Here is a 25088-nt window from a genome sequence, read left to right as displayed (position 1 = left end):
GTACTTGACGCGGGGGGTGCAAGTTTGGTATAATAACACGATGGAACGCTTCCCTGCGGCCACGGCACCGGCTGGCTTCGAGTGCCGCTTCGCTGGCCATGGCGTTATCCATGCCCAGCGAAGCGGTATTGAACGGTAAATAGCAGGGGCGCGGGGACTATAAGAAGTTTTTAGAAGAAACGGAGGTGTCACGTCAATATGAAAAAGAAAAGCGGCGGCGGTGAAGGCGGCGGCGCGAACTGGATGGACACCTATGGCGACATGGTCACGCTTCTGTTATGCTTTTTTGTGCTGCTGTACTCCATGTCAACCATCGACGAAAACAAGTGGAAGGCCCTGGTCCAGAGCTTCAACCCCAACGCCACTCCCTCGGAAACGGAGATAGAGGCGGGCGACGAGCACGGCCCCTTTGCCGACCCCAACGAGCTGGAGGCGGGCATTATGGACCCCAATATGCTCAAGGAGCTGATGGAGGCGGCCCAGGAGGCCTCCATGGCGGGACAGCAGGGACAGGTGGATAAGGAGATAGACCAGCTCTATGAGCAGCTAAAGAGCCTGGTGGAGGCTTCCGGCGCGAACATAGAGATAACAAAGGGCGACGGCTATGTGTTCCTGTCCCTGGTGGATACGGTGTTCTTCTACCCTGACCAGTATGTGATGCTGCCCGAGGGCCGGGAGCTCTTAAACCAGATAGCCCCGATACTGAAGGCGGCAGCCCCGTCCATTGACGAGATACGCATATCGGGACACACGGCCCAGGGCCAGGACGACGCGGAAAACGACCCCGAGGGCGACCGTATGCTTTCGGCCCAGAGGGCGGCGCAGGTGTCCTACTATCTGCAGCAGCTCTGCCGGCCAAAGGACAGTTCGGACCAGGGACTGGATCCCGCCAGGATAGTGGGACAGTCCTTCGGCCAGTGGAGGCCCATTGCGGCCAATGACGACGATAACCGCCGCAAGAACAGGCGGGTGGAGATGACCATCACCGGCAAGGACCTGGGCAGCAAGCTTGGCGACGCGCTTGAACAATACTATACCCAGCGCGAGGGCGGTTCTTTGAAGGAAGACGAGAGCTCTGCCCCGGCGGAGAGCGCGGGCGCGACGGACCAAAGCGGTCAGGAGGGTTAAACCAATGCCAGAGGTATTATCCCAAAGCCAGATAGACGCCCTGCTGAACTCCATGAACAGCGGGGGCGCAGGGCAGGCCCCCGCTGAGGAGGAGCCGCAGGAAAAGAAATACAGAAAGTACGACTTCAGCAGCCCGAGGAAATTTACCAAAGACAGGCTGAAGATGCTCAACTCCATCTTTGACAACTACTCCCGAGTGCTGACCACCAGGATAAACGGTCTGGTCCACGCCACCTGCGAGATCAGTGTGGAGTCGGTGGAGGAACAAAGGTATTTTGAATTCTCCAACGCCCTTTCGGACAGCGCGGTGCTGACCACGGCCCACCTGATACTCAAAGAGGAGATGGAGGACACCCCGGTGCTGTTCTACGCCTCGGCACCCATAATGGTGAGCATGATGGACCGCATGACCGGCGGCAATGGGGACGTGGACAGCCTGCCGGACGAGTACACATATACCGAACTTGACCTTAAGCTCTTTGAGGTGCTTATGAAGGACTTTATAAGCATGATGGGCGTCACCTGGGAGAACTACATACAGCTGGAGTTCGAGTTCGGCCGGGTGGAGAACAACCCGACTCTTGTGCAGCTTATCGGCCTTGAGGAGACGGTGGTGCTGATAGATATGAAGGTGGCCTTCTCCAACGTGGAGGGGAGCATAAGCGTGGTGCTGCCCGAGGCCGTACTGTCGGAGATATTTACACAGATAAACGCCGGCACCGCCAGCAAGAGGAGCAGCGAGGACAACTCTGAGGAGATCTTCGACAACCTGAGGGAATCCACCCTTGAGATTCGGGCGGAGCTTGCCCGGACCACTCTGCGGCTGGACGATGTGTACAGGCTGAACGTGGGAGACGTGATAGACCTGAACCAGAAGAAGGACAGCACCCTTAACCTGTATGTAGGCGGGCAGAGGTGGTTTAACGGACTGATGGGGGTCAGCGATAAAAAGCTGGCCGTGAAGATAAAAGAGGTGTACCATAACGCCGGAAGAAGGGACAGAATAGCAAATGAGCAATGATGTTTTTAAACCAATGGAGATAAGCGCCATCGGGGAAATTATGAACATAAGCCTCGGGTCCTCGGCAACGGCGGTATCCAATCTGCTGGACCACCGGGTGGACATCACCACGCCGACAGTAACCGTGGTGGATGTGAAGGATTTCGAGCTGGGGGATATTGAGCCGGCTGTTGGCGTAGAGATCAAGTACGTCTCGGGCCTTGACGGCAGCAACCTGATGCTGCTGCGCATGAACGATATCAAGGTCATCGTTGATATCCTGATGGGCACGGACACGCCGCTGGAGGAATTCGAGCTGGATGAGCTGAGCCTGAGCGCCGTTTGCGAGGTCATGAACCAGATGATGGGCGCGGCCTCCACAGCCCTTTCGGACTTCCTTGGCCGGGTGGTAAATATATCCACCCCGGAGACCTTCGACGTGTATGACCAGGAGGCCATGAAGCGGGATAGGATGCCCGTGCAGGAGGGCCCGATAGTTGTAGTGCGCTTTGCCTTGAGCATTGAGGACCAGCTGCAGAGCGAGTTTATGAACGTAATATCGGTGGATCTTGCGAAGGAACTGGTAAGGGGCTTCGGCCTTGAGGACGACGAGCCGGAACCCGCGCCAATGCCTGCTCCCGCCCCGGCCCCCGCGCCCTCGGAGAGCGGCGGGGTGATGAGCCAGGAGGAGATAGAAAAGCTCATGGCGGGCGGGGCAGCTGCACCCGCTCCCGCGGCGCCGGCCCCGGCTCCCGCGCCCTCGGCGGGCGGCGGGGTGATGAGCCAGGAGGAGATAGAGAAGCTTCTGGCGGGCGGCGGGGCGGCAGCGCCAGCCCCTGCGGCTCCGGCCGTGCAGCCTCCCGCCGCACCGGCCCAGCAGCCCGTGGCGGCCCAGCCCGGAGCCCAGGCGCAGATGCCAATGATGCCGCCCATGATGCCTATGCAGGAGGGCCAGCAGGCCTACCCGGGATATCCGTACTACCCGCCCTATCCGGGCTATCCATATTATCCGCCCCAGCCGCCTGAACCCAAGGTGATAGCTACAACCTCGCCCTCAATGCCAAGGCTGGAGAACGGCGAGGAGCTCACCCAGGAGCAGAACCAGAACCTTGACCTTATCATGGGCGTGCCCCTGGAGGTCACCGTGGAGATAGGCCGCACCAGGAAGCGGGTGCAGGAGATACTCTCCTTCTCAAAGGGCTCCCTGGTGGTGCTCGACAAGCTGGCGGGGGACCAGGTGGACCTGTTCGTAAACGGCAAGTGTATTGCCCGGGGCGACGTGGTGGTGATCGACGATAACTTCGGCATCAGGGTCACCGAGATCATTAAGCGGCCCGATATCGAGGACATCACCGGCAAGTAAAAATGCGAAACCATAATCAAGTCGCAAAAATATATGAAAAGAGGATGAAACATTATGGCAAAGATCTTACTGGTTGACGACGCTGCTTTCATGCGCAAGGTCATCAAGGACACCCTGACAAAGAACGGCTACACTGACCTGTACGAGGCCGTTGACGGGGCCGACGCCGTGGAGAAGTTCTCCGAGATCAACCCGGACCTGGTAATAATGGACATCACCATGCCCAATATGGACGGTCTGGAGGCCTTAAAGGCCATGCGTGCCAAGAACAGCTCGGCGAACATCGTCATGTGCTCTGCCATGGGCCAGGAGGCCATGGTCATCGAGGCTATCCAGTCCGGGGCCAAGGACTTCATCGTCAAGCCCTTCAAGTCCGACCGTATCATGAAGACGGTCACCTCCATTGTGGGCGCGCCCTGATTTGCCTTAAGCGGTGTTTAGGGAGTTAGCGGCCCACAGGGCTCTTGCGAGCCTGGACAGAAACGTGTTCTCCCTTCTGGGTATGCTGATAACAGTCCTACTGATACTGCTGCTGGCCTATTGGGTCACAAGGTTCATCGGCCAGCGGGGTCTGCCCGGCTGGGCCCGGGGGGTTCAGAATTCCGGCGGGCTGCGTGTAATGTGGCAGTTAAGCCTTGGCAAAGGGGAGCGGCTGGTGCTGGTCCGCCTGCACGAGCGCTGCCTTTTGCTGGGAGTATCCGGTGGAGGAATCACGGTTCTGACAGAGCTGACCCAGGAGGAGGCGGCCCAGTGGCTGCAAAAAGACGGGGAGGTCACCAAGGCGCCCAGTTTCCTAGAGGTGCTGAGGGATAACCTTCCCAAAAAGAAATGAGCGTGATAGATTGCCTGAAACTATGGATGGAATAGTCAATATAAACGGGGACAGCGTCCAGGCGCTGGAGATAATAATCCTCACTACCCTGATCACATTGCTGCCCTCGCTGGTGATAATGTGTTCCTCCTTCACAAGGTACATCATCACGCTCTCATTTTTGCGCAACGCCATGGGCACCCAGCAGACGCCGCCCAATATGGTGCTGGTGGGTGTCGCCCTGTTTTTGACGCTCTTTACAATGGGCCCGGTGATAGACCAGGTGAACCAGGTGGCGTATCAGCCGTATATAAACGAGGAGATAGGACAGGACGAGTTTTTTGACCTGGCCCAGGAGCCCTTAAAGGAGTTCATGCTTCGGAACACGGAGCCCTCGTCCCTGAATATGTACTGCGACCTGTCACAGCTGGAGCGCCCAGGGGACCAGGAGGCGGCAGTGGACCTGCCCCTTCGCACCATCATACCGGCCTTTATCACCACGGAGCTCAAGCACGCCTTTGAGATAGGCTTCTATCTCTATATCCCGTTTTTGCTGCTGGACATTATTGTGGCCTCCACACTGATGTCCATGGGCATGGTGATGCTGCCGCCGTCCATGATCTCCACGCCCTTCAAGCTGCTGCTGTTTATCAGCATAAACGGCTGGGAGATGGTGTTCTCAACGCTGGTCCAGACGGTGAATTAGGAAAGACAAAACGACGGCATATAACGGCGAAGGACAGGAGGTGGCCTAGATATGGATCTGCCGGTGGTTGACGTTTTCCGGGACGCTATAGGGGTGGTTATACGGCTGGCCGCGCCCATGCTGCTGCTGAGCATGGTGGTGGGCGTTATCGTAGCTATCCTTCAGGCGGTCACGCAGATACATGAACAGACCATCTCCTTTGTATTGAAGCTGATAGTTGTGGTGCTGTTCCTTGTGATAGGGGGCAGCTGGATGATGACGAACCTTCAGGACTTTGCCCTGGAGCTGTTCGAGCTGATGAAGGGGTAGTGCCATGCTGGATTGGGATAGGCTGACGCTGTTCCTGTACATTACGGTGCGCATGGCCGGGTTTGTGCTGTTTACGCCCTTCTTCGGGCGCGCTAATGTCCCCAATACCTTCAAGGCCGGGTTTACCCTGGTGCTGGCTATGGCGGCAAACGGCATATATACCGGGGAGGTGCTCCCGATGCCGGTGACCCTCCTGGAGTTCGCCGTGCGGCTCATACTGGAGCTGGGCATGGGGTTCCTGGTGGGGGTGGTCATGAACATCTTTCTGTTTGTGCCCTCATACGCCGGGCATATCATGGATGAGCAGATGGGCATGGCCATGGCCCAGACCTATGACCCCAGCTTCCAGGGTCAGGCCACGCCGGCCTCTAACGTGCTGAATATCTTCAGCCTCCTGATATTCTTCTCGGCCAACGGCCACCATACGCTGTTAAGGCTGATGCTGGATTCCGGGGGCGTGGTGCCCTTCGGGACGGCGGCCCTTGGAAGTCAGGCGGCCGAAAAGGTGGCGGCGCTCTTTATCGACTGCACGCTGCTCTCCATAAAGCTTTGCCTGCCTGTACTGGGGGCCGAGCTGATGGGACAGGTGGGCATGGGGGTGCTGATGAAGGCCATCCCCCAGATAAACGTGTTTGCCATAAACATCGAGCTGAAGGTGCTCATAGGACTGTCTATGCTCTACTTCCTCTTGGCACCTATAAGCGAGTTCCTGCTGACGATGGAGAACACAATGCTGTTGGAAGTGGAAAAAGCCATCGCCCTGGCAACGGGGGGATAGGAGAAAAGTGAGGTGGTCAGATGCCCGGTGAGGATAAAACCGAAAAGGCTACCCCGAAACGGCGAAACGATGAACGAAAGAAGGGCAATATACTCTTCTGCCAGGATATTATCGCGGTGTCCACGCTTATAGGCAGTGTGGTGATGCTGCGGGTGATGTTCGGCACCTTTGTAACGGAGATTTCGGAATTTTTCGCCAAGTGTTCCCGGTTTGCGGTGGGCACCATGGACAGCGAGCCCGGCTACTATATGGGGGAGATGGTATTCGAGGGGGTGAAGGTCTTTGTCTCCACAGCGGGCCCCATGCTGCTGGCGACCATATTTGTAGCCCTGGCCGCGACCTTTGCCCAGACGCGCTTTCTGGTGGCCGGGGAGAGGATAAAGCCGAAGCTTAACAAGATAAGCCCCATAAGCGGCTTCAAGAGGGTGTTTTCGGCCAGAAGCCTTGTGGAGGCCTTAAAGGGCCTTATAAAGATAGTAATCCTGTTGGTGTTCATATATAACAGTCTTGTGAGCCTGATGAATATCGCCGCAGGGTTCATGTATTCCGACATAGGTTCCGCCTGTAAGACGCTGTTTGAAGCGATTTTTAATATGCTCATGCAGGTCTGCCTTGCCTTTATAGTTATCGCGTTCTTTGACTTTCTCTACCAGCGCTGGGAGTTCGAGCGCCAGATGAAGATGTCGAAGCAGGAGATAAAGGAGGAGTACAAGCAGACAGAGGGCGACCCCCAGATAAAGAACCGCATACGGCAGGTCCAGCGGAGCATGGCTCAGCAGAGGATGATGCAGCAGGTGCCCGAGGCCGACGTTATCATCCGAAACCCCACCCACTTCGCGGTGGCCCTGCGGTATAAGCAGGGAGAGGACGCCGCGCCGGTGGTGCTGGCGAAGGGCCAGGATGAGCTGGCGGCCCGGATAGTGGCAAAGGGCGAGGAGGCCAAGGTTCCCATTATCGAGAACGTGCCTTTGGCAAGGGCGCTGTACGCCCAGGCCGAGGTGGACCATGAGATTCCACCTGACCTGTACGCCGCGGTGGCGGAGGTGCTGGTGTACGTCTATAAACTTGAAAACAAGCTGGTAATAGAAAACCGTTGATATATATTATGAAATTAAAAGCTATTTTGTATTTTAAGCCCGTTACGGCATATGGAAAGGAGGAGAGTAGATGAAACGGATACTGAATAACTCTATCTCCCTGTTCGTGGTCGTGGTAGTGCTGTTCCTTATCCTGCCCCTGCCCACCTTCCTTCTGGACATCCTCCTGGTGATAAACATATCCCTGTCCATAGTGATACTGCTTATCACCATGAACATAAAGGAGACACTGGAGTTCTCCATATACCCGTCGCTGCTCCTTATCACCACCCTGTTCCGCCTGGGCCTTAACGTGTCCTCCACCCGGATGATACTGCGGGACGGCTTTGCCGGGGACGTTATCGCGGCCTTCGGCCAGCTTATCACCAGCGGCAATGTTGTGATAGGCTTTATAATCTTCTTCATTATAGTTATGGTGCAGTTTATCGTCATCACCAAGGGCGCGGAGCGCGTGGCCGAGGTGGCGGCGCGTTTCACTTTGGACGCAATGCCCGGCAAGCAGATGGCCATTGACGCGGACCTGAACACCGGCCTTATCGACGAGCAGCAGGCCCGCATACGCCGGGAGAAGATACAGCGTGAGGCCGACTTCTACGGGGCCATGGACGGCGCCACGAAGATAGTCAAGGGCGACGCTGTCATGTCCCTTATCATAACCGCCGTGAACCTTATCGGCGGGGTGATAATCGGCATGGTGTCAAGGGGCATGGACATCGGCACGGTGTTCACCGAGTATTCCATCGTCACCATCGGCGACGGCCTTGTGAGCCAGCTGCCCGCCCTGATGATCTCCACGGCCACGGGTATGATAGTCACCCGCTCGGTGTCGGACGGCAGCCTGAACACCGACATGATAAAGCAGTTTACCGCCCAGCCCAGGGCTATTATCACCGCAGGCGCGGCGCTTATTTTCCTGGCCCTTATGCCCAACACCCCCCATCTTGCCCTTGGAGTGGTGGCGGCCATACTGATAGTGTTCGGTCTGCTTTTGAGCCGCAAAATGCGCGCGGAGCAGCAGGCTCAGGAGGCCCTGGAGGCCCCCTCACAGGAGCCGGAGCCCGAGGCCGCCCCTGCCGAGGCCGACTACTACCGGGACGTGAGCAACGTCTATTCGCTCCTCACGGTGGAGCCCATTGAAATGGAGGTGGGCTACAGCCTTATCCCTCTGGTGGACGAGAGCAGCGGAGGCAAGCTTATAAACCGCATAGTCATCTTCCGGCGGCAGTATGCCCAGGAGATGGGCTTTGTGGTGCCCACGGTGCGTATGCACGACAGCTCGGTTATAGGCACGAACCAGTACACCATAAGGATAAAGGGCGAGGAGGTCGCCAAGGGCGAGATACTTGTGGACTACTACCTGGCCCTGGAGCCCTCGAAGCCTTTGGGGGAGATAGACGGCATAGAGACCGTGGAGCCCGCCTATGGCATACCCTCCAGGTGGATACTGCCCGAGAACAAGGAGATGGCCGAGATATACGGCTATACGGTTATCGATCCCCTGTCGGTGGTACTGACCCACCTTTCGGAGACCATAAAGAAACACGCCTACGAGCTTTTGACCCGCACGGAGACTATCCAGCTGGTGGAGAATCTGAAAAAGACCTCCCCGGAGCTGGTGGAGGAGGCCTGCCCGTCGGTGATCTCCTACGCCCTTTTGGAGAAGGTGCTCAGAAACCTTCTGATGGAGGGCATACCCATAAGGGATATGCAGACTATCCTCGAGACCATGGTGGACGCCATGGGCACCACCAGGGACCCGGATCTTATTACCGAGAGCGTGCGCAACGCCCTGAGCCGCACCATCACCCGCCGGTTCTGCGAGGACGGGCAGCTTCGCGCCATCACCCTGGACGCGGAGGTGGAGCGCCGGGTGGTGGCCTCCCTTACAAAGAACGAGCACGGCATATACCTTGCCATGGAGCCCGACCTGATACAGGCCCTGATAACTCAGCTGGCGGAGCATATGCCCAAGTTCGCGGAGCTGGGCCAGCCACCTATACTGCTTACGAGCCAGGTGGTGCGCATATATCTCAGCCGCTTGCTGTCACAGTATTTTGCCAACCTCTACGTGCTCTCCTTCAGCGAGATAGTGGGCACGGTACAGATACAGTCCCTTGGTAACGTGACCATGCAGCAGTCCGCGGCCAGAAGGGCGGTGGGCACATGACCGCCCCCCTAAAGGATCGTGGCGGAGGGACCACCGAGGAGCTGTTCGCTCTTTACCGCGAGAGCGGGGACCAGAAGCTGAAATGGGAGATAGCCATGCGCTATACGGGGCTGATAAAGAGCATAGCCCTACAGATACGGGGGGTGTTCTGCAGCTTTACCCAGCTGGACGACATCATCAACGAGGGCCTTATCGTGCTGGCCGAGGCCGTGGACAAATTCGACCCGGAGAAGGGCCGGTTCGAGGTATATGTGGCAAAGCGCATAAGGGGCATGATAGTGGACCTTGCCCGGCGGCAGGACTGGGTGCCCCGCACGGTGCGCCAGAAGGCCCAGAGGATAGAGCGGGCCGCCACTGAGCTGTATAATGAGACGGGCCGCTACCCCAGCGACGAGCAGATAGCGGAGCATCTGGGCATGAGTATGGGGGATTATCAGGAGACCCTGGCAAACTCCTCCTTACAGAGCATACTGTCGTTGCAGGAGCTGTTTGACAGCAGCGATATGTGGCCCTCGGACCCGGGCACAGAGGAGGGAGCACAGAGCTCCCCGGAGCAGAGGCTCATGGACGAGGAGCTGACGGACACCCTGGCAAAGGCCATCGGCGGCATGAAGGAGAACGAGCAGCTGGTGCTGTCGCTGTATTATGAGAAGAACCTAAAGATGAAGGACATCGCGGCGGTGATGGATATTACCCCCCCAAGGGTGTCCCAAATACACGCCAGGGCCGTGCAGAAGCTGAAGGTGCTGATGGAGAGCTACCTTAGGGGCGAGTGAAAATTTTTGATTTTTTCGTAAAAATATTTCATTTACCTAGTGCAATGAACCACGGAACGTGGTATAATTATATATAGGTCAATTTATGGAGGACAAGGATTATGTTTAGCGGCTTTTACAATCTGGTCTCAGGGATGATCACCCACGGCAAGAACCTGGATGTGATCTCCAACAATATGGCAAACGTCGCCACCACCGGCTTTAAGGTGGACACCTTTACCGGGCAGACCTTCGACGAGGTGATGTACAGTCTGGTGGGCAATAAAAACAAGACTTATACGGATATCGGGGAGCGTAGCTATGCCACCGTGCCCTCTGAGCTCTATACCGACTATACCCAGGGCAGCTTCGATGAAACCGGTATGCCCCTGGACTTTGCCATCGACGACGACGGCCGGGGTTTCTTCGCCATACAGACCGAAAACGGCATAAGGTACACCCGGGCGGGCGACTTCTCCCTGGACGAGGAGGGGTACTTGAGCCTTCCCGACCACGGCCGGGTGCTGGACGTGGACGGCGAGGAGATACTCCTTTTGACGGATAAGATAACCACGGACGATTTCGGGCGGATATACACCCAGAACGGAGGCTTTTTGGGGCAGATAGGAGTATATGTCTTCGAGGACACGGCGGGCCTTGTGAAGGACCCCATGGGTATGTTCGACGCGAACGGGGCCCAGCCCCAGGCGGACGCGGTCCTGCTGCACCACAGTATGCTGGAGCGCTCCAACGTAGGGCTCGTCCAGCAGATGGTAAAGATGATAAGCACCCAGCGGGCCTATCAGAGCTCGGCCTCGCTTACAAAGATGTACGATCAGGTCATGGGCCACGCGGCCAGCGACCTGGGAAGATTACAGTAAGGAGGCGGTAAGGTTATGAACCAGTCATTTTATACGGCGGCGGTGGGCGCATGGCAGCAGCAGCAGCGGCTGAACGTCCACGGCAACAACATTGCTAACGTGAACAATTACGGCTTCAAGGCCAAGCGCCCGGTGTTCTCCGATCTGATGTACGGCTACGTTCAGGGGGCGCAGCAGGACGAGATGCCCCGGGGCACCGGCGCGTATATGGTGTCGGCGGACACGGACTTCCATCAGAGCGGCTTTGCGGACACGGGCAGGGCTTTGGACTATGCCATAAACGGCGACGGCTTCTTTGCTTTGTGGGATCCCTCCAGCGGCGAGTACACCTATACCCGGGACGGCTCCTTCACCATGTCCCAGTATATGCTGGAAAACGGCGACGGCGAACTTGAGTCCCGCTGGTACCTGTCGGACGGCCTGGGCCGCTTTGTTATGGGCACCAACGGCCAGCTTATCGAGGTGGACGCAGAGGACTCCACCAACATGGCGGAGATGCTGCCGGTGGGAATATTCGACTTTGTGAATACCAACGGTATGCTGAGCCTTAATGAAAACAGGTTTTCGCCCATAGAGAAGAACGGTAACCTTCGGGTGGGCAGCGGCAAGCTGGTCCAGGGAAAGCTGGAGCAGTCCAACGCGGACCTTGCCAACGAACTGAGTAAGGTGATAGAGTCCCAGCGGTCCTTCACCTACGCTTTGAAGATGATACAGACCTCTGACGAGATAGAGACCACAGTAAACGACTTGCGCAGATAATTATATAGGCTGGAGGTAATCGGATGACTATAAAGAACTACCAGGATTTGAACAGCCTGGAGATAGACACCCTTAGGGAGATAGGCAGTATAGGCACCGGCAACGCGGCCACGGCCCTGTCGGGTATGCTGGGGTGCACTGTGCATATCACCATGCCCGAGGTGCGCATCATGGAGTATAACGAGGCTATCGAGTGGATAGGGGGACCGGAGCCCGTCACAGCGGGGGTGCTGGTGCATATCGGCGGGCAGATGAACGGCTTAATGCTCTCGGTGCAGCCCCTTGAGTTTATAAACATTATCCTAGAGCGTATGCTCTCTGTCTCCATCAAGGACTACAGCCAGCTCCAGGAGTTGGAGCGCTCGGCCCTGGTGGAGGTGGGGAACATCATGATATCCACTTTTATAAACGCCATGTCGAACCTGGCGGACATAAAGGTGGATTTGACGGTGCCCTGTCTGACGGTGGATATGCAGGGCGCGATACTGACGGTGCCCATGGCCGAGTACGGCGGGCAGTCGGACTATCTGATGACAATCGGGGGTAATTTCTCCTGCGACGGACATGAGCTGCCCTGCCGCCTGATACTGTCCCCCGATATCAGGTCACTCAATTTCCTTTTGAGAAAGCTGGGCGTGGAAGATGGCTAACAGTTCTAAAATAGTTATAGGCATTGCGGACATGAAAATGACAAACCAGGGCAACGAGCTTATCACCTATGCGCTGGGCTCCTGCTGCGGCATATGCCTTCTGGACCTCAATGTGCGGCTTGCGGCCATGATACATATAATGCTGCCGCTGAACATGGAGGCGGGGCGCACCAACACCATGAAGTATGCCGACACGGGCATCCGCGAAACCCTCAAGCAGATGGAGGCAAGGGGCGCAAGAAGGCCGCGGATAACCGCAAAGGTGGCCGGAGGGGCCAAGATGTTCTCGGTGTCCGGGTCCGGGGCACTGGGAAATATAGGCCAGAGGAATATCGAGAGCGTGCACAAGGTGCTGAGGGCCGAGGGTATCCGGCTGATAGCTGAGGATGTAGGGGGTTCGGTGGCGCGCACGCTGTCCTTCGATCCCGCAACAGGTAAGGCCACTATAAAAAGCTACGGAAAACAGGATATTATACTGTAACGAAGGGAGTCAAGGATTATGGCCATAGTAATGAACGACGAGATACTGCTGGAGTCCGGCACAAATGAGATGCAGATAATGGAGTTCTCCATTGACGGGGTCCTCTACGGCATCAACGTGGCAAAGGTGCAGCAGATCATGATTTCGGAGCCGGTGAAGTTTATGCCCCACACCCATGAGGCTGTGGAGGGTATCTTCAAGCCCAGGGAAGAGGTGATAACGGTCATAAACCTTCCCAAGTACCTGGGCGTTGACGACTGCGAGCCCAAGCCTGCCGACCTGTTTATCCTCACTGGCTTTAACAAGATGACGGTGGCCTTCCGCATACATACGGTGGAGGGGATCTCCACCGTATCTTGGAAGGATATCAAAAAACCCGACAATACCATCAACGGCGGCAATGACGGCGTGGCCACGGGTATCGCCCAGTGCGGCAAGGACCTGGTGACTATACTGGACTTCGAACGTATAGTGGCGGAGATCTCCCCTTCAACCTCCATAAAGGTCAGCGAAATCGAGCAGATGGGCGAGCGCCAGCGCAACGAAGCTCCCATCCTGGTGGCGGAGGACTCCATACTGCTGTCTCATATGATACAGGAGTGCCTTAATAAGGCCGGATATACCAACCTGCATATGTTCCCCAACGGCTATGACCTTTGGAACTATCTGTCCCAGGCCAAGAAGGACGGTGATCTGGACGGGCAGGCCGCTCTGATAGTCACGGATATCGAGATGCCCCAGATGGACGGCCATAGGCTGACAAAGCTTGTTAAGAACGACCCGGAGATGAAGCATATCCCGCTGATAATATTCTCGTCGCTGATAAACGAGGAGATGAGAATAAAGGGCAAGGAGCTGGGCGCCGACGAGCAGATGAGCAAGCCCGAGATTGGCAAGCTGGTCCATGTGATGGACATTCTGCTGGAGAAGAAGAAGGAAGCCCAGGCGGCGCGCCCGGCGGTGTAAGGGAAGGCGCAGACTATGAGAGAGAGATACATTGTCCGCCAGCCGGTCAAGAATGAAAAAAACCAGATCATAGCGTATGAGATACTGTACTACGGCGAGAACCAGGCCTATGGCAACAGCGACGAGAGCTCCAACGAGTTCGCCGTGGCCGACACGGTATACAGTTTCCTGATGCACAACGTGGAGAAGTCGCTGACGGACGCGGTGCACTTCATGACCTTTACCACCACGCTGCTGATGAAAAAGACCCCGGCCCTCTTCCCAAAGGAAAAGCTGGTCATACAGATAGACGACAGCGTGGTGATACATCCCCTGGCCCTGCGTTTTGTACAGCAGTATGCCCGGGACGGCTATAAGATAGCGGTGAACGAGTTTCAGTTCGCGCCGCGGTATCTGTCGCTGATCGATTTTATCGATTATATCAAGCTGAATGTCAAGACCATAAGCGGAGCCAGCGCCGAAAATATCGTCAACCTTGCCAGGAGCATGAACAAGAAGGTGATTGCCACCAATGTGGACAATAAGGAGTTGTACGATACGGCCCTGCGCATGGGTATGGACGCCATGGAGGGCAGCTATGTGGCAAAGCAGATGGCCACAAAGGCCCACTCCAGCGGCTATCTCCAGAGCAACTTCTTCCGGCTCATGGTGGCCGTGGTCAAGGAGGAGCCGGACATGGAGGAGATAGAGCAGATAATCTCTATGGACGCTACCCTTACATATGGCCTTTTGCGAGTGGCGAACTCCGCCTATTTCACCACCAACAAAATAACCACCATCCGCCAGGGCCTTGTGACTCTGGGCATCTCCCAGCTGAAGCAGTGGATATACCTTCTCAGCACCACCAACGCCAACGACGAGATAGACGAGACCGCCGAGGAGTTTCTGAAGCTCTCCTTCATGCGGGCCAGCTTTTGCAGCGAGCTCATGCGCTACGCCAAGAATATGCCCATTTCCCGCTCGGACGCGTACCTTATGGGTATGTTCTCTACCCTGGAGCACCTTATCGACGCGCCCATGGAGGAGATACTCTCCACGGTGCCCATCGCCGAGGAGATAAAGGCCGCCATACTGCGCCACGAGGGCCGCTGCGGACAGCTCTATGACCTGACTCTCAGCTATGAGGAGGCGGATTGGGAAAAGATAACCAAGCACGCCGAGGAGCTGGGTATACCTACCCACACTCTGACCACGGTGTATTTCAACTGTACCGAGTCGGTAAACGCCACCTGGAAACAGATGATCTCCCCACAGCAGCCCGGCACGGAGGAACTGGAAGGATAAGAGAAGTGCCCCTCGCTGCGGGGGCATTTTTGCTATACGCCCCGTAGCATAAAATATCACGAAAGGAAGACCCCCATGGAAGCAAACCGCCATCACCTGGACGTGCATACCCTGAATAAGAGCGACGCTGTAGCGGCAATGAGGCTGCCCAGCAACATACATCTGGTGCCTTTGGACTTTATCGAGTGCAACGGCGTCACCTACTCCATCCGCCCCGGCTTCTACGAGATAAACGGCGCCACCGCCATCCCCGGCGGCGTGAACTTCACCGTACACTCCAACGGGGCCACGGCCATCTCCCTTCTGCTGTACCATCCCGGCGAGGACCAGCCCTATGGGGAGATACCCTTCCCGGAGCCCTATAGGATAGGCAACGTGTACTCCATGATAGTGTTCCGCCTGGATATTGCCGAGTTCGAGTACGCCTACCGGGTGGACGGCCCCTACGACCCAAGGAAGGGCCTTATCTTCGACCGCAGCAAGCCTCTTCTGGACCCCTACGCCAAGGCGGTCACCGGCCAGCGTGAGTGGGGAGAGAACCAACCGGGTATGCAGCAGTATAAGGCCCGGGTCGTGAAAAACGACTTTGACTGGGGCAACTTCTCACAGCCTATGGTGCCAAATGAAGATCTGATAATCTATGAGCTGCACGTGCGGGGTTTTACAAAGGACAGCTCCTCAGGGGTGGCGAACCCCGGCACCTTCGAGGGCCTTCGGGAGAAGATACCATATCTTAAGGAGCTGGGCGTAAACGCCGTGGAGCTTATGCCCATCTTCGAGTTCGACGAGATGCAGGACTACCGCGAGCACAACGGAAATAAGCTCTACAACTACTGGGGCTACAGCACCGTCAGCTTCTTTGCCCCCAACACCAGCTACACCGCCACCACCGAGCATAACCGGGAGGGCAACGAGCTAAAGCGCCTTATCCGTGAGCTTAACGAGAACGGTATAGAGGTGTACCTGGACGTGGTCTTCAACCACACGGCAGAGGGCAATGAGCAGGGTCCCTTCTTCTCCTTCAAGGGCTTTGACAACAATATCTACTATCTTCTGACCCCCGAGGGCTATTACTATAATTTCAGCGGCTGCGGCAATACCTTGAACTGCAACCACCCCATAGTCCACCAGATGATATTGGACTGCCTGCGCTATTGGGTCACCACCTACAGGGTAAACGGCTTTCGCTTCGACCTGGCCTCTATCCTGGGGCGCAACGAGGACGGCTCCCCCATGGATAAGCCGCCGTTATTGCAGTCCCTGGCCTTCGACCCCATCCTGGGCGGGGTGAAGCTCATTGCTGAGGCCTGGGACGCGGGCGGGCTCTATCAGGTGGGCAGCTTCCCCTCCTGGAACCGCTGGGCAGAGTGGAACGGAAAGTATAGGGACGATATGCGCGCCTATATCAAGGGCGACAACGGTACGGCGAATCTGGCGGCCCAGCGCATTTCCGGCTCCCGGGACATATATGAGTCCAAGGGCCGGGAAAATGCCTCGGTAAATTTTCTGACCTGTCACGACGGCTTCACCTTATACGACCTCTTCGCCTATAACGACAAGCATAACGATGCTAATGGCTGGGGCAATACCGACGGCAACAACAATAATTGCAGCTGGAACTGCGGGGCCGAGGGGGAGACCAGCGACCCGGCGGTGAACGAGCTCAGGCTTCGGATGGTGCGCAACTCCTTCGCCCTTCTAATGTGCAGCCGGGGCATACCCATGTTCCTCTCCGGCGACGAGTTCTGCAACACCCAGTTTGGCAACAATAACGCCTACTGCCAGGACAATATCACCTCGTGGCTTGACTGGCGGCGGCTCGACAAGTACCGAGATATGTTCGGCTTTTTCAAGTATATGATAGCCTTTAGAAAGGCCCACCGGGTCCTGCGGGCGGACCTCAGCGGCGGGGTCATGGGTTTCCCGGACGTGAGCTTCCACGGGGTCACCCCCTGGAGGAAGGACGGCTTCGGCGGCGACGAGCACTATGTGGGCGTGATGTTCGCGGGCTACGAGCGGGATAAGGGGGCAGAGGTGGTCTATGTGGCCTCCAACGCCTACTGGGGCGAGCTGGACGTGACCCTGCCCGAGCTGCCCCTTTCCATGCACTGGGAGCTGGTGTGCAGCACCTGGCAGGCCGAACAGAAGGCCCAACACTTTGAAAGCCGCAGTTTCCGTATCGGGCCCCGGTCGGTGATGGTGTTCCTGGGACGTTAAAGCAATAAACCGATAGAAGAATCCCTCTCCGGTGTGAAGAGCATCGGGGAGGGATTTTTATGTTTCTATTGGGCGGGTTCGGGTATGGCTTGGTTTTCCCGAAGCTTCTCCGGCAGCTCCGGCTTGCCCACATACTGCATATGCGGGTATATCACCTTGAGCACCTCGTCCGGGAAGGTCCTGTCAAAAAACTCCTGTACGCTGTTTGTGGCCGGGACCCCGTCCACCCGCTCATACTGGCGGTACACCGCCCCTGCGGATACCGCCATATCCACTGCCATAAATACTGTAAAAAACACTGTAAGCGCCCGCCCCAGCTTCTTCGGGGTCCGCTCTATCCTTCTTGACACCACCGGGTACAGGTCCTTTACCCACACAAGGCCAAGTATGCCCCAGAAGACGGAGTACATCAGATTCGTGCGCCCGCCCACGTTGAAGGGGGAGTCGCTGTACTCCCAGGACACGGTGCCGAAGGCCGCCTGTTGGACAAAGCTGCAAAAATACTCAAAGGTCGCGCCCACCACCATGCTGGCGATGAATATCAGCACGTCCCTTTGGTTGTACATCCTGCGAAGGAACAGGGTTATGGCCACGGCCCCGAAGCCGTACACCAGGATAAAGGGGCCCAGCACCACGCTTACCCGCAGCTCAAACTGATGGGGCGGCAGGATAAGGGCGTATACGGTCTCAAGAAAACAGCCCACCACGTTGCCCGCCATGAATATCCAAAAGAGCTTCTCATAGCATATCATGTACCCAAAGGGCTTCTCCTGGCCCTCGTTGAGATGTGGCTCATAGGCCTCTATAGCCGCCTGGTTGCGGCGTATACTGGCGTCCCGGGACTTGCGGCGGAACACGTCGATGCTCTCCCGCAGGGCCTCCAGCTGCTCGTTATGCCTGAGGGATTTAAGGTCCGGGAAGGCCTTCAGCAGGCGGCGGTGCAGCACATTGGAGTGCAGGGCCTGCTCATATCTCTCGTGGAGCTTTTCAGCGTCTAGCTGCATGACCTCGGCCCGCTTTTTGGCGCTGGCGGCGTGCTCAAACAGCCCCTTGCCCAGCTTGTCGGAGTCGGCTTTAAGCCGCGCGGCCACCAGGTCGAGCATTTTCAGCTTGCGGTTGAGCCCTATGATGGACACCACGGTTACCGACAGGTCCGCAATAAGGAGACCGCCCAGCACTGCCAGCAGCACCCACCCCAGGGGCTGAGGCATAAGGTGCGCCAGGCGGCTGGTGGAGGGCACGATAAAGCGCACCACCACCGCGCCCGCAAAGCCCCAGAGTACGGAGAATTTCAAGCAGACATAGCCGTTCAGGTTGTGGGGTTCATTGGAATAGTCCCACCACTTCTGACGGAATATCTTTTCCAGCAGGAAACCCGCCGTCCACTCGAGAGCCGAGCCCAGTATCATGGAGCCTATAAACAGCGCCAGCAGGTTGCCCGAGAAGGGGCCCATAAGCAGGGCGATAAGCGCCACGCCTACGCCGTAGATGGGACAGACGGGACCGTTGAGGAAACCCCGGTTCACAAAGCGCTTCTCCACGGCCGCGGCATAGAGCACCTCTGCGCACCAGCCGAGGAACGCGTAAATGAAAAAGCAGTACAGGTAAGTATAAAGCATAATAAGCCCTCCGCACGGCGCAGATACGCCGGAACTCAGACTATTTTACCAAAATATAAATAAATTGTAAACCCCTTAATCCCTTTCAAAATCCTTAAAGATTTCTAAAAGCTCCGAGGAAAGATCCGTGGGCAGCATACCCCGGGCGGACAGCCTGTCCCTGCACCTGTCCCCGGCAAGGCCGTGGAGATAGGCCGCGCCCCGGGCGGCCTCAAAGGGCTCCGCGCCCTGGCTGAGGAACGCGCCTATCATGCCTGCGAGCACGTCCCCGCTGCCGCCCTTGGCCATACCGGGATTGCCGGTGGGGTTTATGGCAAAGCGGCCGTCCGGCCGGGCTGTGACCGTAGCTGCGCCCTTCAGAAGCGCCGGGCCATCGGAAAGCTTTGCCAGCTCCAAAGCGGCGGGTATGCGCCCGGCCTGAATTTCAGCAACGCTTCTGCCCAGCAGCCGTGCGGCTTCGCCGGGGTGGGGGGTGATAACGTGGGGGACCGGGAGAGCGGAGAGGTCAAACCCGGTGCGGGCGCAGAAGTTCAGGCCGTCCGCATCTATCACCAGGGGGACGGGGCAGCACCCCAGCACCTGGCGTATGAGCGACTCCTGCCCGTTTCCAAGTCCGCAGCCCAGCACGCAGGCGTTGGCGGCCTTAAGGGACCCGAAAAGCCTGTCCGGGCCGTCAAGGACGGTAAAGACGGCCTCGGGCACGGCCCCGGCCAAAAGGGGATAGACCCGCTCCTCACAGACTATGTCCAGGAGCCCCACTCCGCACCGAAGGGCCGCCCTGGCCGCCATAACGCAGGCCCCGGCCATGCCCCAGCTGCCGCAGACCATCAGGAGCCGCCCCTGGCTGCCCTTATGCGCCTGGATGTCAAGGGGCCGGAGAAGGGCCCTCAGGTGCTCGGAGCCGGTAACCTCTCCAGAGGTCCCGGCCTTTGAAACCAGCTCCGGGGGTATGCCCACCGGGCATATCCGCACCTCGCCACAGTATTCCTTGGCCGGGTAGCTCTCGTGGGCGGGCTTTGCCCCGGTGAAGGCTATTGTCAGCTCCGCCCGGAGGGTATCCGGCGATACCCGCCCGGTATCGCACTCGGCCCCGCTGGGCAGGTCGGCGGCTATCCTGTGGCAGGGAAGGGAGTTGGCAAGGCGCAGGTACCCGGTGGAAATCCTGTCCAGCTCCCCACGAAACCCGAAGCCGAACACGCAGTCCACCACCAGCCACGCGCCCATAAGGGCGGCTTCTGCCTCCGCTCCGGGGGAGAGCACCTTTACAGAGGGCGGCAGCCTGGCAAAGGCAGCGGCGGCAAGGTCCGTATTGGGGCCGCCGTGCAGCAGGAGCACGGCACACTCTGCCCCCAGTTCCGCCAGCTCCCGGGCGCACACAAAGCCGTCGCCGCCGTTATTGCCCTTTCCGCAGAGCACGACCGCCGGTCCCTTTGGCTGACCCCACTTATCTATGGCCGCCCGGGCAAGCTGCGCCCCGGCCCCCGCCATCATCTCCCAAAGGCTTACCCCCGCGTATACGCCCTCCGACTCCAGGCTCTGCATCTCGGTTTTAGAAAAAAGCTTCATCTTTACCCTCCGTCCGTCTTGACAATCCGCAGGTCATATACTATAATTATACCAGCAAAAGGTCTTCGGGGCAAGGTGAAATTCCTTACCGGCAGTAAAGTCTGCGAGCGGAGCCGAAGCGGAGAGTTTCGGCGCGTTGAACCGGTGTGATTCCGGTACCGACGGTTAGAGTCCGGAGGAGAGAAGATTTTGGCGGCTGTATTTGCCGTCGTGTTTCCTGACGCATAGCCCCGGGCGTTTTTACGTCCGGGGATTTTTATTTGCGCAAAGGCCTTTGCAAATTCATATGAAAGGTCCTGATATCATGGAACAGGTAAGAGAAGTCAAGAGAGTAAACATACGCGCCCTGGCGGTGACGGCGGTGCTGGGGGCGGTGGCCTCGGCGCTGATGTTCGTGGGGGTGCACGTGCCGCTGATGCCCAGCTTTTTGCAGCTGGATTTCAGCGAGCTGCCCGCGCTGATAGCCTCCTTCAGCCTTGGGCCCCTGTCCGGCGTGGCAGTGTGCCTGATAAAGAACCTGGTACACCTTCTGGCCACCAGCACCGGCGGGGTGGGGGAGCTGAGCAACTTCCTTTTGGGCGCCGCCTTTGTCCTGCCGGCGGGCATAATCTACCGGGTGAAGAAGACTCGCTTGGGGGCCCTTGCGGGCGCGCTCATCGGCTCTGCGGCCATGGCCCTTTTGAGCCTTCCCAGCAACTATTTCATCGTGTACCCGGCCTATGGCCTTGTGATGCCCATGGAGGCCATACTGGATATGTACAGGGCCATTAACCCCAAGGTAAAGACCCTCTGGGACGCGCTTATCTGGTTCAATATGCCCTTCACCTTCGTCAAGGGGCTTCTGAGCACGGCGGTCACCCTCCTGATATACAAGCGCATATCGCCCCTCCTAAAGGGCACAAAATAACAGGCGCACAGCAAAAGTACCGGCCGCATATGCGGCCGGTACTTTACTTTATAGCTGGTCCGCGGGGAGCTCCAGGCCCTCCTTATAGAACCTGCACCCGCCGTGGCCGTCCCGCTTCACGCCGTTCAGCGCGGCGTTTGCCCTCTGGTACAGCTCCTCTGTGAACCCCTCGGGAGAAAAGGCCCCGCCCACTCTGATGGAGACCGGCGGAAGCCCGTCCTTGGGGTGGGAAAGCTGGCGGTTTATGTCCTTGAGCTTTTGGACTATATTTGCCTGTCTGCCGGGTTCCACCTCGTCCATGATAAGGGCAAACTGGTCCCCGTCCGTGCGCGCCGGGAAGTCGGAGGCTCTGAAGTGCTCGTTGAGCATACGGCCCACCTTTTTCAGCGCTTTATCGCCGGTCTCATACCCATATCTGCGGCTTACCTGACCGGCAATATCCGTGTCTATCAGCAAAAGCGCGATGGGCCGGGGCTTCAGCCGGGTCAGCTCCTTGACCTTTTCAAAGCAGCTGCGGCTCAGAACGCCGGTAAGAGGGTCATACTCGGCCTGGTGCTGCTTCAACACCTGATTAACGCCGTTCAGTTCATAAATATCGTTATAGGTAAGGGCCAGATACTTGAATTCATAGGCCCCGGTGATTTCCATGCGCCGGTCCTCTTTGATGCATTTTATGTACACCTTCAGGGGCTTTACAATAAGGAAAGCTATCATGACAAATATAATAATGTTCATCAGAAGCAGCAGACTGCACGCTATGCGCTGGGTGGTCATGGCCTGGTCCAGGTCGGACATGGCAGCTCCCTGCCTATTATGGGTGGTGGACATGACGTCGCCGATAAAGGCGTATACATTGTCGTTAATAAGAGCTTTCTTTGCCTGATACTCCTCGCCGAAAACCTTATCTCTGGCAAGCTCTATCTTTTCCTCCTCCGAAAGGCGCTTATGTCCCGGGAAAAGCTCCGTGTCCTCCACCTCCTGGGGCAGGCCGTCAAGTCCCGCCCCCTCCGCCGCCAGGCGCATGGCGTATATCTCCAGCTCCGTCAGCTGGTTCGAGCGCTCCAGCGCCCGGCTGAGGTACTCACGGGCGGTATCCCCGGCCTGGCCGCTGAGCTGCTCCAGGGCCAGCTCACGGCGGCGGTCCACGTGTATCTCATGAAAATAGTTCTCCATATACTCCGGCTTCAGGGTAAAGGTGAACATACGCACCTGCTCCGTAAGATAGTCTGAGCCCGCCGTCACCAGGGCGGCGTTCTCCTGGCAGGAGATATACAGGTCGGTGGCGGTCTTCATATCCTTATATTCTTTTGCCGCGTGGAAACTGAGCGCCAGCAGGGCCGCGTACAGCAGCACCGACAGCAGCAGGATCCCAAAGTTCACTTGGCGCACGCTTACGCCGCGGACATTGCTTTTTTTCTCCTGGGTCTGCATATGACCATCAACTCCTGAAAGTTAGACTTCCCAAGGTCTTATATCAATCTGTTATAAGCGCTATATGCTGAACATCAGGTCGGCATAGGTGGGATAGGGCCAGTGCTCTCTGGCCGCGTTCTGCTCAAGCTCATCTATCGTCAGCCGCAGCCGCTCCATGGCCGGAATGACCGTGTCCCGGTAGTGGGTGGCGGCGCTGAGGATATTCTCGCTGGCGGCCCGGGGGTCGCCGAGGCTCTCCTCCAGCTCCTCCACCTGGGCATAGGCCCGGTCCAGAAGGGTCGAGAGCTTCTCTATAAGCTGGCTCTCAGCCGTGCAGGGCAGCCCGGAGAGCACCGCACGCTTACCGGCAACAGCCTGGGCAAGCTCCGAGACATACCCGCTCACCGCCGGTATGATCTCCTGGCGCACCATGCCGGTCATGGTAAGGCTCTCGATGTTAAGGGTCTTTACGTATTCCTCCATGATGGTCTCATACCGGGCCTCCATCTCGGCCTCCGTGTATATCCTGTGCCGCCGGAAAAGCTCCACGTTTTTCTGATCCAGGTATCTCGGCAGGGCGTCCACGGTGGTGCGCAGGTTCAGAAGCCCCCGGCGGCGCGCTTCTTCGACCCACTGCTCGGAGTAGCCGTCGCCGTTGAAGATTATGCGCTTGTGCCCGCTTACCACCCGGCGCACCAGGGCGTTCACGGCCTTTGGCATATCCGCCTGACCCTTAAGCTCCTGGGAGAACTGCCTGAGTTCCTCGGCCACGATGGTATTGAGCATTATATTTGGACAGGCGATGGAGATGGCCGAGCCCAGAGAGCGGAACTCGAACTTGTTCCCCGTAAAGGCGAAGGGGGAGGTGCGGTTGCGGTCGGTGTTGTCCATATTAAGGTCCGGCAGCACCCGCACGCCGGTCTGAAGCTTTTTCTCAGCCAGATTCCCGCAGGGCTTGCCGGTCTCGATATCCGTAAGCAGCGCCGTCAGGTCATCTCCCAGGAACATGGAGATTATGGCGGGGGGAGCCTCGTTGGCCCCCAGCCGGTGGTCGTTGCCCGCCGAGGCCACGGATATCCGAAGAAGGTCCTGGTACTCGTCCACGCCCTTTACCACGGCGGCCAGTATCAGCAGGAAGGGCAGGTTCTCCCAGGGCCGCTTGCCCGGGTCCAGAAGGTTTTTGCCCGTGTCCGTCTGAAGGGACCAGTTGTTGTGCTTGCCGCTGCCGTTGACCCCGGCAAAGGGCTTCTCGTGCAGCAGGCAGACAAGGCCGTGCCTGTCGGCCACGTTGCGCATGACCTCCATGGTCAGCTGGTTGTGGTCGCAGGCGGTATTGGTGGTGCTGAAAATGGGGGCCAGCTCGTGCTGGGCGGGGGCCACCTCGTTGTGCTTGGTCTTGGCCAAAATCCCCAGCTTCCAGAGCTCCCGGTCCAGGTCCCGCATGAACTCGGCCACCCTGGGCTTTATGGCCCCGTAGTAGTGGTCCTCCAGCTCCTGACCCTTGGGGGCCCTTGCCCCAAAGAGGGTGCGGCCGGTGAACATCAGGTCCCGCCGCTTTTTATAGAGCTCCTTGTCTATAAGGAAATACTCCTGCTCGGGCCCCACGGTGGTGATGACCTGCTGGGTCTTGTCATCCCCCAAAAGCCGCAGTATTCCCAGGGCCTGGGTGGAGAGCGCCTCCATAGAGCGCAGAAGCGGGGTCTTCTTGTCAAGTACCTCTCCGCTGTAGGAGCAGAAGGCGGTGGGTATGTACAGCGAGCCGCCCTTTACAAAGGCATAGGAGGTGGGGTCCCAGGCCGTGTAGCCCCGGGCCTCGAAGGTGGCCCGAAGGCCCCCCGAGGGGAAACTGGAGGCGTCCGGCTCGCCCTTAATGAGCTCTTTGCCGGAGAACTGCATTATCACCCGGCCGTCGCTGGTGGGGGAGATGAAGCTGTCGTGCTTCTCGGCGGTGACGCCGTTTAAAGGCTGGAACCAGTGGGTATAGTGGGTGGCGCCCAGCTCCACGGCCCAGTCCTTCATGGCCGTGGCCACGGCGTTTGCGACGGTCAGGTCCAGGTCCTTGCCCTCGTCGATGGTCTTGCGCAGGGAACGGTACACGTCCTTGGGGAGGCGCTCCATCATCACGTCGTCGTTAAAGACGGCGCTGCCGAACAGCTCCGGGACGGACTTGCGGTTTTCGGAACAGTTTGCCATAAACAGACCACTCTTTCTATCAGGTTTCATATCATTAT

23 protein-coding genes and 1 riboswitch are annotated in these 25088 nt (G+C 57.8%); of the genes, 19 read left to right on the top strand and 4 right to left on the bottom strand.

The features are described 5' to 3' along the window. The first annotated feature begins 198 nt into the window (after positions 1-198). The 18 genes from ADH66_RS13365 (at position 199) to ADH66_RS13280 (ending at position 17352) form a co-directional block, all read left to right on the top strand. The gene (locus ADH66_RS13365; protein WP_066539695.1) at positions 199-1128 is read left to right on the top strand and encodes an OmpA/MotB family protein; all 930 of its coding nucleotides are present in this window, start codon (positions 199-201) and stop codon (positions 1126-1128) included. 4 nt (positions 1129-1132) lie between these two features. Then, complete coding sequence (locus tag ADH66_RS13360) at positions 1133-2149, top strand: flagellar motor switch protein FliM (protein WP_066539704.1); 1017 nt, start codon at positions 1133-1135, stop codon at positions 2147-2149. Then, entirely contained in the window at positions 2139-3491 is a 1353-nt protein-coding gene (gene fliN / locus ADH66_RS13355; RefSeq protein WP_066539709.1) for a flagellar motor switch protein FliN, read from the top strand. The genes ADH66_RS13360 and fliN overlap by 11 nt, the downstream gene beginning before the upstream one ends. Positions 3492-3545: 54 nt before the next feature. Continuing rightward, positions 3546-3911, top strand: a complete 366-nt coding sequence (locus tag ADH66_RS13350; RefSeq protein WP_066539710.1) for a response regulator — start codon at positions 3546-3548, stop codon at positions 3909-3911. Positions 3912-3924: 13 nt separating this feature from the next. After that, on the top strand, positions 3925-4323 hold the full coding sequence (locus ADH66_RS13345) for a FliO/MopB family protein (RefSeq protein ID WP_066539711.1): 399 nt from the start codon (positions 3925-3927) through the stop codon (positions 4321-4323). 22 nt (positions 4324-4345) lie between these two features. Continuing rightward, the gene (fliP, locus tag ADH66_RS13340; protein ID WP_066539716.1) at positions 4346-5008 is read left to right on the top strand and encodes a flagellar type III secretion system pore protein FliP; all 663 of its coding nucleotides are present in this window, start codon (positions 4346-4348) and stop codon (positions 5006-5008) included. A gap of 51 nt (positions 5009-5059) precedes the next feature. Next, positions 5060-5317, top strand: coding sequence for a flagellar biosynthesis protein FliQ (gene fliQ, locus ADH66_RS13335; RefSeq protein ID WP_066539719.1), 258 nt, complete (start codon positions 5060-5062; stop codon positions 5315-5317). 4 nt (positions 5318-5321) lie between these two features. Beyond that, positions 5322-6095 (top strand): flagellar biosynthetic protein FliR, encoded by a 774-nt coding sequence (locus tag ADH66_RS13330; RefSeq protein WP_066539721.1) that lies wholly within the window; start codon positions 5322-5324, stop codon positions 6093-6095. Positions 6096-6115: 20 nt separating this feature from the next. Then, the gene (gene flhB, locus ADH66_RS13325) at positions 6116-7192 is read left to right on the top strand and encodes a flagellar biosynthesis protein FlhB (RefSeq protein WP_066539722.1); all 1077 of its coding nucleotides are present in this window, start codon (positions 6116-6118) and stop codon (positions 7190-7192) included. A 70-nt stretch (positions 7193-7262) separates the two neighbouring features. Continuing rightward, positions 7263-9359 carry a flagellar biosynthesis protein FlhA gene (gene flhA, locus ADH66_RS13320; protein WP_066539723.1) on the top strand — a complete coding sequence of 699 codons (2097 nt, stop codon included), beginning with the start codon at positions 7263-7265 and terminating at the stop codon, positions 9357-9359. Beyond that, on the top strand, positions 9356-10135 hold the full coding sequence (locus ADH66_RS13315) for a sigma-70 family RNA polymerase sigma factor (protein WP_066539725.1): 780 nt from the start codon (positions 9356-9358) through the stop codon (positions 10133-10135). The genes flhA and ADH66_RS13315 overlap by 4 nt, the downstream gene beginning before the upstream one ends. Positions 10136-10236: 101 nt before the next feature. Further along, positions 10237-10995 carry a flagellar hook-basal body protein gene (locus tag ADH66_RS13310; RefSeq protein WP_066539727.1) on the top strand — a complete coding sequence of 253 codons (759 nt, stop codon included), beginning with the start codon at positions 10237-10239 and terminating at the stop codon, positions 10993-10995. Between the two features lie 15 nt (positions 10996-11010). Further along, positions 11011-11754: a flagellar hook-basal body protein gene (locus ADH66_RS13305; RefSeq protein ID WP_066539730.1), complete on the top strand. Its 744-nt coding sequence runs from the start codon at positions 11011-11013 to the stop codon at positions 11752-11754. A gap of 23 nt (positions 11755-11777) precedes the next feature. Continuing rightward, positions 11778-12404 carry a chemotaxis protein CheC gene (locus ADH66_RS13300; protein ID WP_066539737.1) on the top strand — a complete coding sequence of 209 codons (627 nt, stop codon included), beginning with the start codon at positions 11778-11780 and terminating at the stop codon, positions 12402-12404. Further along, the gene (locus tag ADH66_RS13295) at positions 12397-12885 is read left to right on the top strand and encodes a chemotaxis protein CheD (RefSeq protein ID WP_066539740.1); all 489 of its coding nucleotides are present in this window, start codon (positions 12397-12399) and stop codon (positions 12883-12885) included. The genes ADH66_RS13300 and ADH66_RS13295 overlap by 8 nt, the downstream gene beginning before the upstream one ends. Before the next feature lie 18 nt (positions 12886-12903). Next, positions 12904-13851 (top strand): chemotaxis protein, encoded by a 948-nt coding sequence (locus tag ADH66_RS13290; protein ID WP_066539742.1) that lies wholly within the window; start codon positions 12904-12906, stop codon positions 13849-13851. A 15-nt stretch (positions 13852-13866) separates the two neighbouring features. Next, positions 13867-15135 carry an EAL and HDOD domain-containing protein gene (locus ADH66_RS13285; RefSeq protein ID WP_066539743.1) on the top strand — a complete coding sequence of 423 codons (1269 nt, stop codon included), beginning with the start codon at positions 13867-13869 and terminating at the stop codon, positions 15133-15135. Between the two features lie 138 nt (positions 15136-15273). After that, complete coding sequence (locus tag ADH66_RS13280; protein ID WP_407922931.1) at positions 15274-17352, top strand: glycogen debranching protein; 2079 nt, start codon at positions 15274-15276, stop codon at positions 17350-17352. Between the two features lie 65 nt (positions 17353-17417). Here ADH66_RS13280 and ADH66_RS13275 read toward each other — a convergent pair whose 3' ends face one another. Continuing rightward, positions 17418-18971: a putative ABC transporter permease gene (locus ADH66_RS13275; RefSeq protein WP_066539745.1), complete on the bottom strand. Its 1554-nt coding sequence runs from the start codon at positions 18969-18971 to the stop codon at positions 17418-17420. A gap of 75 nt (positions 18972-19046) precedes the next feature. Continuing rightward, entirely contained in the window at positions 19047-20537 is a 1491-nt protein-coding gene (locus ADH66_RS13270; RefSeq protein ID WP_066539749.1) for a bifunctional ADP-dependent NAD(P)H-hydrate dehydratase/NAD(P)H-hydrate epimerase, read from the bottom strand. Between the two features lie 57 nt (positions 20538-20594). Continuing rightward, positions 20595-20729: riboswitch (FMN riboswitch) on the top strand. Positions 20730-20841: 112 nt separating this feature from the next. On the opposite strand from ADH66_RS13270, the gene ADH66_RS13265 reads away from it, so the two are divergent. Continuing rightward, on the top strand, positions 20842-21444 hold the full coding sequence (locus ADH66_RS13265) for an ECF transporter S component (RefSeq protein WP_088364449.1): 603 nt from the start codon (positions 20842-20844) through the stop codon (positions 21442-21444). Between the two features lie 48 nt (positions 21445-21492). Here the strand turns inward: ADH66_RS13265 and ADH66_RS13260 are convergent, their stop codons facing one another. Continuing rightward, the gene (locus ADH66_RS13260; protein WP_066539754.1) at positions 21493-22875 is read right to left on the bottom strand and encodes a sensor domain-containing diguanylate cyclase; all 1383 of its coding nucleotides are present in this window, start codon (positions 22873-22875) and stop codon (positions 21493-21495) included. Between the two features lie 60 nt (positions 22876-22935). Beyond that, on the bottom strand, positions 22936-25050 hold the full coding sequence (locus tag ADH66_RS13255) for a glutamine synthetase III family protein (RefSeq protein WP_066539756.1): 2115 nt from the start codon (positions 25048-25050) through the stop codon (positions 22936-22938). Positions 25051-25088: the final 38 nt, after the last annotated feature.

Source organism: Acutalibacter muris, assembly GCF_002201475.1.
In the GTDB taxonomy this organism is placed as follows: domain Bacteria; phylum Bacillota; class Clostridia; order Oscillospirales; family Acutalibacteraceae; genus Acutalibacter; species Acutalibacter muris.
Note: the sequence above shows the minus strand (reverse complement) of the source record. Positions and strands in the feature narration are given on the sequence as shown.